We start from the raw sequence: 14,956 nt of genomic DNA, 5'->3' as shown, positions 1-14,956 counted from the left end.
CTCTCAATACTTGCGGGTTAATTAATGGAAAAACTTAATCTTTCATATAATAACGCGTAGCCAGCAAAATAACTCCAACAGGCAATAATTTACTGGCGATTCGGAATCCTGTTGCGACAGGTCCATATGTAGAAACGGCCTTTCCTTTTTGACTATCTTTTAATACATGTCTTGCTTCATCTTGTGGATTTGTTCTAGGTAAAGCATCCATAAATGAAACACGATTCGACGTCTCCGCTACATCAAAAAATTCTGTTTCTACTGGTCCAGGACAAACCGCAGTAACCGAGATGTTTTTTCCTCTCAACTCTTCGTTCAATGCCTGACTGTAAGAAAGCACATAAGCTTTAGTTGCCGCATATATCCCAAAGTTCGGTTGCGGAGCAAAAGCCGCACTCGAAGCAATTTGAATAATCTTACCTCCTGATGGAATATAAGGCAATACTGTACTTGTGACAGCTGTCATTGCTTCAACATTCAGTCGAACCATACCAATCTCTTCAGCTAATGGTAGTTCGCCAATTTTTCCGAATTTACCATAACCTGCCGCATTAACTAACAATTTTACATTTGATTTCGATGTTTCTAGTTCTGCTTTTAACGTTTCTATGCTTTCTGGACGAGCCAAATCTAACGGAATTATTTTTAACTTAATAAACGTTTCTTTCGCTAATTCTGTTAATCTTTCTTCTCTTCGGGCAACCACCCACACTTCATCTATAGTTGGATAATCACGATCAATACGTTTAACAATTTCCTTACCAATTCCTGATGATGCTCCTGTCACAATAGCAATCGAACGCATATTATTTCATCCTTTCTTCTTTTACCTTATTTTTCGTAATACAAAAAAGTAAGACATGTCTTGCTTGATATTTTTTATATCCATCACACCCATTAATGTTGTCTCATCCACTTTGCGAAATATGTCAATAATTGCTTTCGCGTCATAAACCATACTTGCACTTGGTTTGCCTCGATAATCCATTATCCGAAGCCTTGCACTACTCTTCTCCGTAGTAAAAAAGGGACGCACCACTTTCATTCCGATTGAAATAGATTTTAAGGAAACTTTATCAAATGGCAGGCTTAATGGCAGTAAGGCTGGATTACCAGTAAACAAAGTACCATCTGGTTTTTGAAAAACTAACGGATAAACAGATTCAGGGTTTTCAAATCGCTTCCCGTACCAACCAGCTGCGGTAAGTAACCCTTCCATCGGTTGGCCTGTCGTGATTTCTGATCCTTTCCATAATCCCCACATCGTTTCAAAATTGACCACTTCAAGCGCATCAAATAATTGAAATGCTTCTGCTTGAGAAGCTCCGTCTCTTAGCATTTGTTCTAAATCTTCTTTTTTGCTCATGCTATTCCCCCTTTCTGCAAATGTCTTCATTATCCTTATCTATATGAATTCCGCTTGTTGTTTACTCAACTTTCGCTGAGTGAAACTGGAAAATATGTCTTACTAAACGTGAGAAGTCTTGCAATCCAAAGCTGAAGTTGAGTTGTTTAAATACGTGCCACACACCCGATGTATGGCACGTTACTATTTCAGTCGCTTTGCTTTTTTTGCTGCTTCTCTTAGCAGATATTCAATATGGGTATTAACACTTCGCAAATCGTCTTCTGCCCACTTTTCAAGTACCTCATAAAGCGCTGGATCGATTCTAAGTGGATATTGCTTTTTTTTAGCCATTAAATCAGTCCTATTTAGTTATATAGTGATCCAGTGTTGATGACAGGTTGTGTACCTCTGTCAGATACAATCGCGATCATCAAATTATTTGCCATAACTGCCTTACGCTCCTCATCCAACTCGAAGTCCTTTTCTAACCTCTCAATAGCTGATTGCACCATTCCAATTGCACCTTCAACAATCTTTTCACGCGCTGCAATAATGGCAGCAGCTTGTTGGCGTTGCAACATTGCAGAAGCGATCTCTGGTGCATAAGCAAGATGGGTGAGACGAGCTTCAATTACTTCGACACCTGCTGCTTTAAGTCGCTCTTGTACTTCCTCTAATAATTCATGCGAGACCTTTTCTGAATCACCACGCAAGGAATGTTCGTCGTTATTCTCCCGATCATACGGATAGCGACTCGCAATATATCGAAGCGCTGATTCACTTTGTGTTTCAAGAAATTTAGTATAACTATTTACATCAAATGCAGCTTTTGCCGTGTCTAAAACTTTGTATACAATAACAGCAGCAATTTCAATCGGATTTCCATCTACATCATTCACTTTTAATTTCGGCGTATTAAAATTAAAAACTTTAATACTAATAACCTGTGTGGTAATTAATGGTGTTGTCCACCATAAGCCACTTTCCCTAAGTGTTCCTAAATATCTACCGAAAAACAACACCACTCTTGCTTCATTAGGCTTCACTAAAACAATACCAGTGCACATGATAAGTGCAGCAAGTATCAATATAATGCTCACTACAATCATTCCCATACTGCCAGTCACTTCTGATAGTTCACCAACTAATAAATAACCCCCTACGGCTACTAACGCTATAATAACTACGATAGCCAAAAAACCATTTGAAACATTCGCTTTTTTCTCCGTCATATAAAAACTCCTCTACAAATAAATGATATTAAAGTGATATCACTATTATATCATACATATTAGGAATTTTGTTTTTAAACATTACTTTAACACATAAAAAATACGTGCTACTCGTTCGCTGTCATGAGCTTAGAGTCTTTATATAGATTGACAATATTTAAAACAGTCATTTAAAAAATATTGTTGTTTATGACTGAGTTACTATAAATTACAAAGTAGCGTTCCTTACGTCGGAATTATCATCAACTGTGACGAAACAGAATTATCTAACCCACTGCTCAAGTGAAATTGGCTCCCTTTCCGCAGGCACGGCTTCAGCTAACTCGGAAACAAAGAACGTTTCCGAGTGGATCTTCAGCCCGTGCTATTCCTGCAGGAGTGTCGCCAATTTCACTTGATCCGCTAGTTTTGAAACACTGTAATAATAAGAGTATAGATTGCTTTGTTATATGTAATTGAAACGACAGTTAGAAAAACTAACAATTATAATATATAAGTACGTCGAAAAGATACGCTAACCAGCGAAGGAAGCAAATGGATGACACTCCTGTGGGAACAGCACAAGTTGAAGATCCACTCGGAAAGCGACCTTTGCTTATCCGAGTTAGCTGAGACTGTGCCCACGGAAAGGGAATCCATTTGCTGACGTAGCGGGTAAGGAAGTTTTACTATGTCACAATTTCTCTCAAGTTTACCAAGACTTATTTTCCTGTTTCACTCTGAGAAAGTTGATTTACTACAAATAAAAGCACCGCTTATTAGCGATGCTTTCTAATGGATCATTCTTCTTCCAATTCATTTACCTTCACACTTTGTTTAATATCTGGATTATCAAGTGGATGGACAGTTGCATTTCCTGTTCCTTGATCGACATGTTCAATGTAGACCTTTCCACCATTATAATTAACGCCTACCATTTCTGGTGAAGACACGATTTCTTGTGCTCTTTTTTCATCCATGCGTATAACCTCCTATTTCATCTATATATTTCTCCTTTAAAATTAATTTATACATTTCTCATTCAAAATATAGATGGCGGTGCGTTTTACAACCAGGATTAAATGCTACCTGACATTGTGGACAAGTTGAATTTCCAGTTAAGTATGCAGTAATTGAAATTTCAGCTCCACAAACACCACACAAAATTGCTTTCGCATCAAATTCTGCTTTGGCCCATAATTCCGCTTGATGATCCGCATCTTCTCGATGGCATTCATAACACGGATAATATGTCTGACAACACTTGAATTTAATTGCAATAACATCCTCCACTTGATGGTAATGCGAACAGCGTGTTTGGTTATCGATAACATTCCCCTCTACGTTCTTTCCATGGATAATCACTGTTTGATTTTACTCCTTTGTTAACTCAAGCGTACTACTAATATCTATGTCTTTTAAGGCTTGCGAAGCTAATTGATCTGCTTCCCGATTTTCTTTTCTAGAAACAGCTCTATATGCTGGTGTAATTCCCAACTTGTCTAATTTATTTTCAATTCGATCAGCCCATCTGTTTAACTCTTCCTCAACACATGGCCACTCTCCATTTAACTGATTGATTACGACTTGGGAATCACCTACAAAGACAACCGGTAGATGGTGTACACCTAAATCCTCTAATTCTTTAACACCTAAATGAAAAGCTGCATATTCCGCTTCGTTATTCGTATTTAACTCTTCTACTAACGCATTTTTGCGCAGTCGAAATGCCTTCTTGTTTTGGTGATAATAAATGACACAGCCTAATCCAGACCTTTTCGTTTTAAGATCAAAACCACCGTCAAAATAAACCGTTACATCATGTGGTTCTGTTTCAATTTCTTCTAAGTATTTTTTCATTTCTTTCATTGTCCAGCTTGTATCCTGTTCATCAATAAATGCTATCTCTTTCATCCGACCCGTTCGATCGAAGTCATCTGCGATTAACATTGCTTTTGCAGCACGCATTTGATCTGAACTAAATGTCGTTTCTGTTCCTTTTGCTGTTCGATAGGTTAACTCGATTCTGACGTTCACAGTTGAACCACCTTTTTTATTTATACTGTTCCCACTCTTTGCAAAAAACATCCTTACCACTTCCCTATTTTACCATATGCATGAGCGATGGAAAATGAATTCTTGTATAGGAATCGTTTTTTATAAAAAACTATAAATGTGTTAAATAATAAAATACGAAGGGATGATCATTTTATGGGTTTACTAAATAAAGCTCTAACAATAGGTGCGGCAAGTGCAGCAGTTTATGGCATCAGAAAAGGCATGCAAAACGGGACACTTCAGCAGCTACCAGAAAAAATTAGTAGTGCAGTTACCAATATGCAATCCCAAACCCAAGTCCAACCAACGAATGCAATCCAATCAATAGCCGAACAAGAAGCCAAAAATAACAACGCACATTTCCAAGCATGGTAAGTCTAACCTTTCATCATTTTAGTAACGACGAAGCACATTAATTATAGTAAAAAAAGCGAACCCAAGCGGGTTCGCCTTTTTATTCTAATAATGCGATAGTAAACTTTTCTTCCTTGCAAAGCGTTCACAATATAAGAAGATCCCTAAACCAAGCGCAAAATAAAAGACAGCATTAAATCCTAAAATCAAAAAATCATTTGCCCCAATTTGTGCGAGTGTCAGTCCATCAATCATGACACTTCGGACAAGGTCTACTCCTTTTACAATCGGGAAAAAAGCTAGAAATGGTGCAACTGATAATGGCACAAAAGCTAATGCCGCCAAAATAAACTGTAATATTTGCAGAAAAGCTTGCACCTGTTTAAGTATAATAGTTAATCCCGCAATCATAAAACCAACGCCAAACATACTGACCAATGTAAGTAGTAGTATTGGGATAATCGTTACCACATCAATATTAAGCCACTGTCCTGTTGTTGCCATCGACAGATACAATAGTGCAACAATAATAAAAAAGTGAATACAGGTTAATGAAATTAATCTTGCAGTAAGAATCCGCCAAATACCCATTGGCGACATACTTATTTGTTCTAAAGTTCCTTGTGATGCCTCATTGCTAATTTGCCAGCCGATGTCATTAACAACAATCATCATTAAATACCAAAAAATATAATTAACAATTACGTACTGAATATTTGCATCCTGTGTGCTGGGATCGCCAATGATTTGAATACCAGTAAACATACCTAAAAAAATAATATAGAAGGTTAACAAGATAGCAATCGTATTTGGCAAGTATCTTTTTAGTTCAATGTATTCCTTTCGCATATTGGCATTAAATAGATTGAGCAACTGCATGAGCTGTTTCCCCCTTTACAAGTTTCATAAAGACTTGCTCAAAGTTAACTACCTTGCGATCAATAGCTTCGACTGGTGTTGCGTCAAGTTTCAATATATCAAATAACCGATAAATTTCATCACTTTGGGCTAGCTCAATTTCTAAGGTTGCTTGAATAACATCAGCTGTATAAAGGTGATTTGGAAAAACGATTGTCAATCGACTTTCTTGTTCTTTCGTTAACAATCCTCCAAGTTTAATGCTATATGAACGTACCTCGAAAAACTTCATTAAATTATCTACCCGATCATCCGTTATTATTTTTCCCTTATTAATAATAATTGTACGTTCACATAAATCTTGAATGACATCCATATCATGCGAACTAATAATAATTGTACGATTATAATCGGCTACAATTGATTTTAAAATTTCACGTACTTCATAACCCGTCTCGACATCTAGTCCAAGTGTTGGTTCATCAAGTAAAATAACATCGCTTTCTGCTAACATGGCCACTGCAATCGCCAGTTTTTGTTGCATACCACGTGATAATCGATTTACCAACTCATTTTCTTTGTCTTTTAATTTGAATTTAATTAATAAATCATCAATTAAAGGTGCAGCTGTTTTACGAGAGACTCCTCGATTTCCTGCAAAATATTCAAGATTTTCACGAACGGTTAACCGCCAATATAAATTGCGCGTGCCTTCTAATACGGCACTAATATGACGTAATGCTTTTTGGCGATGTTTCGTGTTATCAACGCCTTTTATCTTCACAGAACCTTCATCTGGATGAAGCAAACCGCAAATCATTTTAATCGTACTCGTTTTTCCTGCACCATTTGGACCTAGTAAGCCAAGAATCTCACCCGGTTTGACAACAAAAGAAATATCACTAACCGCTTCAATTACCTCTTGCGTTTTCCTCTTTTTATAAGATTTTTGTAAATGATCAACCTCGATTATGTTCTTCATTTAAACATCCTTTCAGCCTAATATACTATCCATATTGTATAGCTAAACTAGCTACACCAACTACCGTCCAAAGGGCGATATCAACTACGTCCCTAGGTTGATATCAAAAAAACTAGCTCCTATTACAGCAATTTCTCCATTCAGTGTAACAATGCTCGTTAGTATCATATTACTATATGGAAAAAAATGCATAAAAAGAAGCACCTACTTTAATCTTAATAAAGTAGGTGCTTCTTTTTCAAAACTTTATAGTTCTTCGCCGTTACTTTCAATTACTTTTTGATACCAATAAAATGAATCTTTACGGCTTCTTTCAAGCGTTCCGTTTCCTTCATCATCTTTGTCGACATAAATGAAACCATATCTTTTCGACATTTCACTTGTTGACATTGAAACAAGATCGATTGGTCCCCAAGCTAAGTAACCAAGTAATTCAACCCCATCACCAATCGCTTGTTTCATTTGTTCAATATGTTTACCTAGATATTCGATACGATACGGATCATGAATGGAACCATCTTCTTCGACTTTATCATATGCACCTAAACCATTTTCAACAATAAAGATTGGTAATTGATAACGATCATACATGTCATTCAAGGCAACACGTAAGCCAACTGGATCAATCTGCCAACCCCAATCAGAAGCTTCTAGATAAGGGTTTTTTAAACTGTTATGCAAGTTACCTGCTGTTACTTCCCCTTCAGGTGATTCAGAAGATAACATCGACATATAATAACTAACCGAAATGTAGTCAACCGTGTGTTGCTTTAGAATCTCATCGTCTCCTGTTTCTTTAACTATTTCAATATCGTTTTCTTGGAAGAAACGATCCATATAACGAGGATATTCACCACGTGCATGTACATCAGTAAAGAATAAGTTATCTTGATTCTGTTTTTGTGCTTTTAATACATCTAATGGATTAGGTGTATGTGGATAATGTGTCATTACAGCTAACATACAACCCATTTTTGCTTTTGGACTTATCTCATGCAATTTCTTAGTTGCGAGTGAGCTTGCAACAAACTGGTGATGCAATGCTTGATATTTTGCTTGCATTGGTTTGTCTTCTTTGTCAGACACCACACCGCCACCAGTAAATGGACTAATCGTAATAACATTTATTTCATTAAAACTAATCCAATACGCAACTTTTTCTTTATACCGCGTAAATACTGTTTCCGCATAACGGACAAAATGATCAATCGTCTCACGTCCAACCCAACCATTATATTTATCTGTTAAACCATAAGGTGTCTCATAGTGGGACAACGTAACAACCGGTTCGATGTTATGTTTACGTAATTCATCAAAGACATTATCGTAAAATTTCAATCCTTCTTCGTTAGGTGTTTCATCATAACCATTTGGGAATATTCGCGCCCAATGGATCGATAAACGAAAAGCTTTAAAACCCATCTCTGCAAGTAATGCGATATCCTCTTTATAATGGTGATAAAAATCTATTCCTTCCCGTTTTGGAAAACGAGCTGTTGATTCACCACTTAGTGCCTTTCTAATCTGATCTGAAGTAATTTCCATTGAATTATCTTTTTTACGTTGATCCTTTGGAATATACTCTACAAAGTCAGCAGCTGATAAGCCCTTTCCTCCTTGATCATATCCGCCTTCAATTTGGTTCGCAGCAGTTGCGCCACCCCAATAAAAGTCTTTTGGAAATTCCGCTTGAAATTGTCCCATAATCTCTACTCCTTTTATTTTTACTATTTATTTTCACACTTTAGGATGTGCCCACAGAAAGTGAGCCCATTTCTTCCTTAGCGGGTTGCATTATTAGATGGTTTATACAACAAGTGTTAGTAAATCATCATTTACCTCAACCGCTTCGTTATTCGTTTCAACAATTTCCAGATAATTATTTGTGTTTGTGATAATAACTGGTGTAATAACGTCATAACCTGCAGCTTTAATTGCTTCCACATCAAAATCTATTAGAAGATCACCTTGTTTGACTTGATCACCTTGTTTAACATGTGCTGTGTAGTGCTCACCATCTAATTGAACGGTGTCTAATCCAATGTGAATTAAAATTTCAGCACCATGTTCAGATGTGATCCCTACTGCATGTCCAGTTGGGAATATAGTCGTAATCTCACCATCAACAGGAGAAACGGCTTTACCTTCAGTTGGCTGGATTGCAATTCCTTTACCCATTGCAAAAGATGAGAAAACTTGATCATTCACATCACTTAATGGAACGACTTCACCTTTTATCGGGCTCGTAATGACCTCTCTCTTTTTCTCTACTTCTTCTTTTCTATCATCAATTTCTTCTACTTCTTTATCTTTGTTTGAAGGTTTGCTTTCATAACCAAGAACTAATGTCAGAACCATACCAATAGTAAATGCAGCGCCTATACCAATAATATATATAAGCCATGGTGTATTTATAGGGATTGCGAATAAACTATGGAATGCAAAAGCAGATAGAGTAACACCACCTAAACCATTTATTGCACCACCAACAGCACCGCCAATAATGACATATACTAATGTACGCTTATACTGTAGCAATAAGCCATAGATAATTGGTTCGGTCACACCAGCTAATAGACCAGGTGCAGCCGCTGAACCTGCTAAAGATTTCAACTTCTTATCACGTGCTTTAATAAATATACCAATCGCGACACCGATTTGTGCAAAAGTAGCTGCAGCCCACATTGGACTGATTGGGTCTCCACCATTGGCTAAATTTTCTAAAATGATAGGTATGATTCCCCAATGTAAACCTAATACAACAAGGAAAGTCATAAAGCCACCAAGTACTGCACCAGCCAATAACCCACTTGCATCGATTAAGAAATTAATACCTGAGGCAATACCATCGCCAAGATACACACCAAACGGTCCAAAGACAATTGCCGTTAATGGTACAATAATTGCCAGTGAGAGCATTGGTACTAAGAACAATTGCAAATCTTTATGAACAAATTTTTTCAGTTGTTTTTCAAATACTGCAAATATCGCAATCGCAATAAAAATCGGAAAAACAGATGAAGAATAGTCCATCATTACGACTGGGATACCAATAAAGGAAGTAACCTCTTCAGGAATTAATGCCATAAAGTCTGGTTCTAATAATGCCGCACCAATCGCACCACCGACATATGGATTCGCTCCTAATTTCATTGCACTTGTTATACCAAGCATAACCGGTAAGAAATAAAAGATAGAATTTCCAGCTGCTGATAAAATGGAATATGTTCCATTACCTTCAGAAAGCCAACCTAGCATTTCTAAGACAATAATTAATGCCTTTAACATACCAGCACCAGCTAAAACTGGAATTAATGGCGAGAAACTCCCGGAGATAAATTCAAAAATACGCGAACCAATATTTCCTTTTTCTTGATTACTATCATCTGCACTTGACGATGATGAACCACCTATATTCGAGACCTTCGTAATTTCTTCGTATACTTTCGAAACTTGATTACCAATGACCACTTGAAATTGCCCACCACTAACGACAACACTTAGCACATCATCAATATTTTTAAGTTCTTCCTTCTCTGCTTTATTATTATCCTTTAGCTTAAAACGCAGTCTTGTTGCACAATGCACCAAACTATTTACGTTTTCTTCTCCACCAACTAAGCGGACAATGTCTTTTGCTAAATCGTTGTAACTCATTTTCCATTCACTCCTTATACTATTTTTCGCTCAGCCATTTTGGACAAAAGAAAAACCTGAACTGAAACCTTCTAATTAGATATACTTCTCCAATTAGAACGTATCAATTCAGGTTTCGCCTGCCGAACAGTCACAATCCCCACTAGCTATTTTTTGTTTCTCGACTTGTCACCCTGTGAATATGAATCATAAAGTAAACCAATTCTTCTTTTGTCGGTTTCTTGTTAAAATTCTTTTCTAAATAAGCAACCATCTTTTTTGAGCATTTATAGGCTGCTGGATACTTCCTTCTTACTTGATCATACAAAGAATCCTCATCTTCTGGTACAAATTCATCTCGCAGTACACGATATGCAAAATAACGTAAGTGTGTCATGAATCGATTATAATTCATTGAATCCTCATTAATTTCTATCCCATAATGCAATTTAACAATTTGCAATAAATCGGTTACAATTTGCGTCATAGCCATTGTTTGTTCCATATCATGTTCACCTTGCTGTGCATTAACAAGATGTAAAGCAATTGAACCAGCTTCATCTTCTGGTAACCTTATCCCACTCGCTTCGTTAATAATATCTAAAGCTTGTAAAGCTACATGATATTCTTCTTTATAAAATTTTTTCACTTCCCATGCCAAAGGATTCTTGAGCAGAAGACCTTGTTTCACTCGCTCTATAGCATAGCTAATGTGATCAGTTAACGTTATATATATATTTACATTTAACTCCGTTTCCAATGATTCATTTGCAAGCTCAATTATTTTATTAGATAGCATTAAATGTTCATCTGGAATTTCATTAATAAGTGTTGCAAGTTTATCCGCAACGCCCTTTGTTGCTAATACAAATTTCTTATCAATCTTCGCTGGGTCAATTTGATCAGATTCACCTTGATTAAAGCCAATTCCTTTTCCCATTACAATCATTTCTTCTTCACCATCAGAAACTAAAATAACATTATTATTAAATATTTTTTTTATTTTCATGGATTATCACCTACATATATATATAGTTTTATAAAAAAAAACCTAAACGGAAACAGTAATATGAACTACCAATATTAGGAAGTCATATCCACACGTCTCTGTTTAGGTATCGCCTGCCGAACAGTCACAATCCTTTATTAAAGTTATTGTAACGCAAAAAGCAATCGTTTTCAAGTTTTTTAGATTTTTTTACTCCACTACTTTTAATTCTTTTTATAGTAGTATTCTTTTAACCATTCATTAAACAAGTCATAATCCTTTTCAACGCGTTCTTTATAAAACTTAGACCATACAACCATCTCTTTTTTGAATCCCGCTTTATCATCACCAATGGCTTTTAATATCTCGTCTTCCCCATGGTAATCCAGTATGCCATGTTCGATATCGACATCAGCTCGCGCGTGAATTTTGGCAGATATTTTGCCCATTGTTTTTAATGTTTGCTTCATCTTTTTAAATACATTAAGATCTTTTGTTTCTAAATCTTCTTCATATGCAGATCGTTCTCTTACATAAAAATCACGATTTTGCAATGTGAAGTAGCCTAAATATGGATCTGATTTATGATGCATTGCTTGTTGGGTGTTAATCACACGATTTCCTTGATGCTTATTTTCTTCCCAAAATGTTTCATTATATGCACAAAAGTATGCTGGGACTGGTGTACGTGCTTCTTTAGCTTCTAAGATAATGTCATCATCTTGACCTTCAATCAATATATAAAAGCGTTTCAAGCCAATTGAACCAATTCCTGCTCCGCTTTTTTTAACAATATCTTTTATCTGATACTGTTCTTTACCTTTAAAAACGTCACTTTTTATGCTATCTAAATACTGGTCCCACACTTTATTAATTTCTTTATACTCATTATTTGTTACATCATCAAATTTTGTTTTTTTACGATCAAACTTTCGCTCGCCATCTTTATTTACATGTGTTTGCTTTTTAAGTGCATGCGTTTCTTTTCTATCCATTAAACTATCTAATGTTGATGCAATTGCACTCTTTGTATTCTCCGTCGTAAATATTCTAGTTACAGGATCTTTTTCACCTGCAGCAAATTTTTCTAGTTCTTTATAATAAGCCTTTAAATAAATTTCTACAAGCTCGTCATGTTCTGCTTCTTCGATCCCTTGTTGGTCCGCAAGTAATCGAATACTAACAACCATCCGTAACACGTCATATAAATAAGAACCGAAATAACCTTCATCAAAATCATCTACATCAAAAACACTATCTCCATCCTCATTCTGAAAAGCACTAAAGTTATTAAAATGAAGATCACCTAATATCCAAGCTGGCTTCTCCTCAGTTGTATGATAAGAAAACGGAATTTTCGTTACATCATAATAGAATAAATAGATACTTCCGCGAAAAAAACTATACGCATCTTTCTTCATTTTCGTGTATTTACTACGTCGATTCGTTTTGCTTAAGCGCATAATCTGCTCATCAAACTGTTCCATAATTTCATGTATTGTTTGTTTTCGCAAATAATTATTTGTATTTCTGATGCGTTGTTTCACATCTTGTACCATCTATTTACCTCCTAATTTCTGATGATAATATAAACCATATATAGCAGATAAAAAGCCGCTAATACGATACCTTCTAGTTTTCCAACTTTAAAATGCGTCCTTGAGAAAACAAGTAATAATAGCGTCAATACGATCATGATAAGTACATCAACTACTAGTTTATTTTCTACAGCCAATGGTGAAATGATCGATGCAGAGCCTAAAACAAAGAACACATTAAATATATTACTGCCGATTATATTTCCTAAGGCAATCTCACTTTGTTTTTTTAAAGCTGCGGTAATTGATGTAATTAATTCAGGTAAAGATGTACCAATTGCAACAATCGTTAACCCTACCAATGTTTCACTCATACCAAACATAAGTGCAATTTCCGTTGCATTTGTTACAACTAGCTCTCCACCAAAAATTATTGCTAAAAGACCACCAACTGTTAATATACTATTCTTTGTCCATGATGGTTTCTCTGTGTTGATTGTTTGTTCTTGCTTCGCTTTATCTCGGCTTTTACGCGCTACTTCAAAAATATAGTATAAAAACACAGCGAAGAATAATAACAATACAAAACCGTCACCTCTAGTAATGGAGTTCGCACCCAGTCCTTGTAACGCTATATCACTAATGAGAATGAACAGCGCAACACTTGCTAACAAAGCAAATGGTATTTCTTTTCTGATCGTTTCATTTTGTACTTGTAATGGATTTAACAATGCTGTTATACCAACAACAATCGTTATATTAAAAATATTACTACCCACCACATTACCCATTGCTACGCCCGCATTACCTTCTAAAGCTGAAACAATACTCACCGTCGCTTCTGGTGAGCTTGTACCAAATGCAACAATCGTTAATCCAATTAATAATGGAGAGACATTTAAGGTTTGGGCTATTTTCGAAGCACCATCAACAAAGAAATCTGCACCCTTTATTAGTAAGACAAATCCAATAATTAGTAATAAGTACGTCATTTTTATTTCCTTTCAATTAAAAGCAGTAAAATTAGTCTATACCATTTACGTTTAATTTAAGCTTTATTATTCTAGTTTTCCACTAAAGAACAAGCCTGAAACATTAGCTGCTTTTGCAAAAGCTTTTATCTTGCTTGATAGCCTTTTAAAAAGTCTGTTTTCTAAGAGATTGTTGTTTTTTACGAGGGATTATAAACTCTGCTCCCTTTGGGCCTGCATTTACTCAGCCCTCTGAAAACATTTGCTTTACTAATTTACTCAACATTCGCAGTGTAAAAACGGCACTAAGGTCTTTGTATAACAAGGAAGTCTCAAAATCCAAAATAGAAGTTGACTTCACGCTGCTTTGGTAATCATTAGTGCGTTTGATCTGACGTACTCGAGAGAAACTCTGTCGTAAAATAAATGCACGTTATAAAAAGTGCAATACAAAGAAATTTATGCACCGCTCCTCAAGCGAAATGGGCTCCCTTTCCGCAGGCACGGCTTCGGCTAACTCGGAAGCCCGTGCTGTTCCTACAGGACAAGGAATCCTTCGACAGCGACGCTTCGCACGAAGAAAATGGCTTTTTATTTTCGAGGATCTCGCCCATTTAGCTTGATCCACTGGTTTTAGTCCGTTCAATAAAATTGCGTAAAAGATTCTATTATTCGTAATTTATGGCTGACTAAGGTACTCGTTAAAAACAATAAAAAGTGATTTTATCACCTGTATAAAACAAAGATCCGCTATTCAGCGAAGGTAGAAAATGGTTGACACTCCTGTGGGAACAGCACAAACCGAAGATCCTCTATAGAAGCGCTCTTTGCTTCTATAGATAGCTGAGGTTGTGCCCACGGAAAGGGAGACCATTTGCTACCGTAGCGTGGTAGAAAACTAGGTAGTCGATAGCATTATTACGACAGAGTCAATGTTTATTCAGTAATAAACATTTTTTAAAAGTGTCAAGCTTTATAAAAACTTATATGCCTGTTTCACGCTTCGAAAGTT

Annotated in this window: 15 protein-coding genes; 1 reads left to right on the top strand and 14 read right to left on the bottom strand. The window is 36.1% G+C overall.

The window, feature by feature from the left end:
- Window positions 1-34: 34 nt before the first annotated feature.
- The 7 genes from D2K60_RS20385 to D2K60_RS20355 form a co-directional block, all read right to left on the bottom strand.
- Window positions 35-805: an SDR family NAD(P)-dependent oxidoreductase gene (locus D2K60_RS20385; protein WP_117170940.1), complete on the bottom strand. Its 771-nt coding sequence runs from the start codon at window positions 803-805 to the stop codon at window positions 35-37.
- 21 nt (window positions 806-826) lie between these two features.
- On the bottom strand, window positions 827-1,366 hold the full coding sequence (locus tag D2K60_RS20380; RefSeq protein WP_117170939.1) for a DUF4334 domain-containing protein: 540 nt from the start codon (window positions 1,364-1,366) through the stop codon (window positions 827-829).
- Between the two features lie 183 nt (window positions 1,367-1,549).
- Complete coding sequence (locus tag D2K60_RS20375; RefSeq protein ID WP_117170938.1) at window positions 1,550-1,699, bottom strand: type II toxin-antitoxin system antitoxin; 150 nt, start codon at window positions 1,697-1,699, stop codon at window positions 1,550-1,552.
- Window positions 1,700-1,713: 14 nt separating this feature from the next.
- Window positions 1,714-2,580: an SPFH domain-containing protein gene (locus tag D2K60_RS20370; RefSeq protein ID WP_117170937.1), complete on the bottom strand. Its 867-nt coding sequence runs from the start codon at window positions 2,578-2,580 to the stop codon at window positions 1,714-1,716.
- Between the two features lie 779 nt (window positions 2,581-3,359).
- A complete protein-coding gene (locus D2K60_RS20365) occupies window positions 3,360-3,539 on the bottom strand; it encodes an H-type small acid-soluble spore protein (RefSeq protein WP_112180194.1) in 180 nt (59 codons plus the stop codon).
- A 58-nt stretch (window positions 3,540-3,597) separates the two neighbouring features.
- Window positions 3,598-3,924 (bottom strand): CHY zinc finger protein, encoded by a 327-nt coding sequence (locus D2K60_RS20360; RefSeq protein ID WP_117170936.1) that lies wholly within the window; start codon window positions 3,922-3,924, stop codon window positions 3,598-3,600.
- Between the two features lie 9 nt (window positions 3,925-3,933).
- Window positions 3,934-4,596 carry a ribonuclease H family protein gene (locus D2K60_RS20355; RefSeq protein ID WP_117170978.1) on the bottom strand — a complete coding sequence of 221 codons (663 nt, stop codon included), beginning with the start codon at window positions 4,594-4,596 and terminating at the stop codon, window positions 3,934-3,936.
- A 174-nt stretch (window positions 4,597-4,770) separates the two neighbouring features.
- On the opposite strand from D2K60_RS20355, the gene D2K60_RS20350 reads away from it, so the two are divergent.
- Window positions 4,771-4,992, top strand: a complete 222-nt coding sequence (locus D2K60_RS20350; RefSeq protein WP_117170935.1) for a hypothetical protein — start codon at window positions 4,771-4,773, stop codon at window positions 4,990-4,992.
- An 84-nt stretch (window positions 4,993-5,076) separates the two neighbouring features.
- Here D2K60_RS20350 and D2K60_RS20345 read toward each other — a convergent pair whose 3' ends face one another.
- The 7 genes from D2K60_RS20345 to D2K60_RS20315 all read right to left on the bottom strand — a co-directional run bounded on the left by D2K60_RS20345 (window position 5,077) and on the right by D2K60_RS20315 (window position 13,965).
- Window positions 5,077-5,850 carry an ABC transporter permease gene (locus tag D2K60_RS20345; protein ID WP_117170934.1) on the bottom strand — a complete coding sequence of 258 codons (774 nt, stop codon included), beginning with the start codon at window positions 5,848-5,850 and terminating at the stop codon, window positions 5,077-5,079.
- Window positions 5,828-6,811, bottom strand: coding sequence for an ABC transporter ATP-binding protein (locus tag D2K60_RS20340; protein ID WP_117170933.1), 984 nt, complete (start codon window positions 6,809-6,811; stop codon window positions 5,828-5,830). Before D2K60_RS20340 ends, D2K60_RS20345 begins: the two co-directional genes overlap by 23 nt.
- A gap of 246 nt (window positions 6,812-7,057) precedes the next feature.
- A complete protein-coding gene (locus D2K60_RS20335; RefSeq protein ID WP_117170932.1) occupies window positions 7,058-8,515 on the bottom strand; it encodes a glycoside hydrolase family 1 protein in 1,458 nt (485 codons plus the stop codon).
- A gap of 102 nt (window positions 8,516-8,617) precedes the next feature.
- Entirely contained in the window at window positions 8,618-10,468 is a 1,851-nt protein-coding gene (locus tag D2K60_RS20330) for a beta-glucoside-specific PTS transporter subunit IIABC (RefSeq protein WP_117170931.1), read from the bottom strand.
- Window positions 10,469-10,610: 142 nt separating this feature from the next.
- Window positions 10,611-11,456, bottom strand: a complete 846-nt coding sequence (gene licT, locus D2K60_RS20325) for a BglG family transcription antiterminator LicT (RefSeq protein ID WP_117170930.1) — start codon at window positions 11,454-11,456, stop codon at window positions 10,611-10,613.
- Between the two features lie 203 nt (window positions 11,457-11,659).
- On the bottom strand, window positions 11,660-12,994 hold the full coding sequence (locus tag D2K60_RS20320) for a DUF2252 domain-containing protein (RefSeq protein ID WP_117170929.1): 1,335 nt from the start codon (window positions 12,992-12,994) through the stop codon (window positions 11,660-11,662).
- A gap of 11 nt (window positions 12,995-13,005) precedes the next feature.
- Window positions 13,006-13,965 (bottom strand): calcium/sodium antiporter, encoded by a 960-nt coding sequence (locus tag D2K60_RS20315; RefSeq protein ID WP_117170928.1) that lies wholly within the window; start codon window positions 13,963-13,965, stop codon window positions 13,006-13,008.
- Window positions 13,966-14,956: the final 991 nt, after the last annotated feature.

Source organism: Paraliobacillus sediminis, assembly GCF_003426055.1.
The sequence above is the reverse complement of the archived record's forward strand: the minus strand, read 5'-3'. Positions and strand labels throughout refer to the sequence as shown.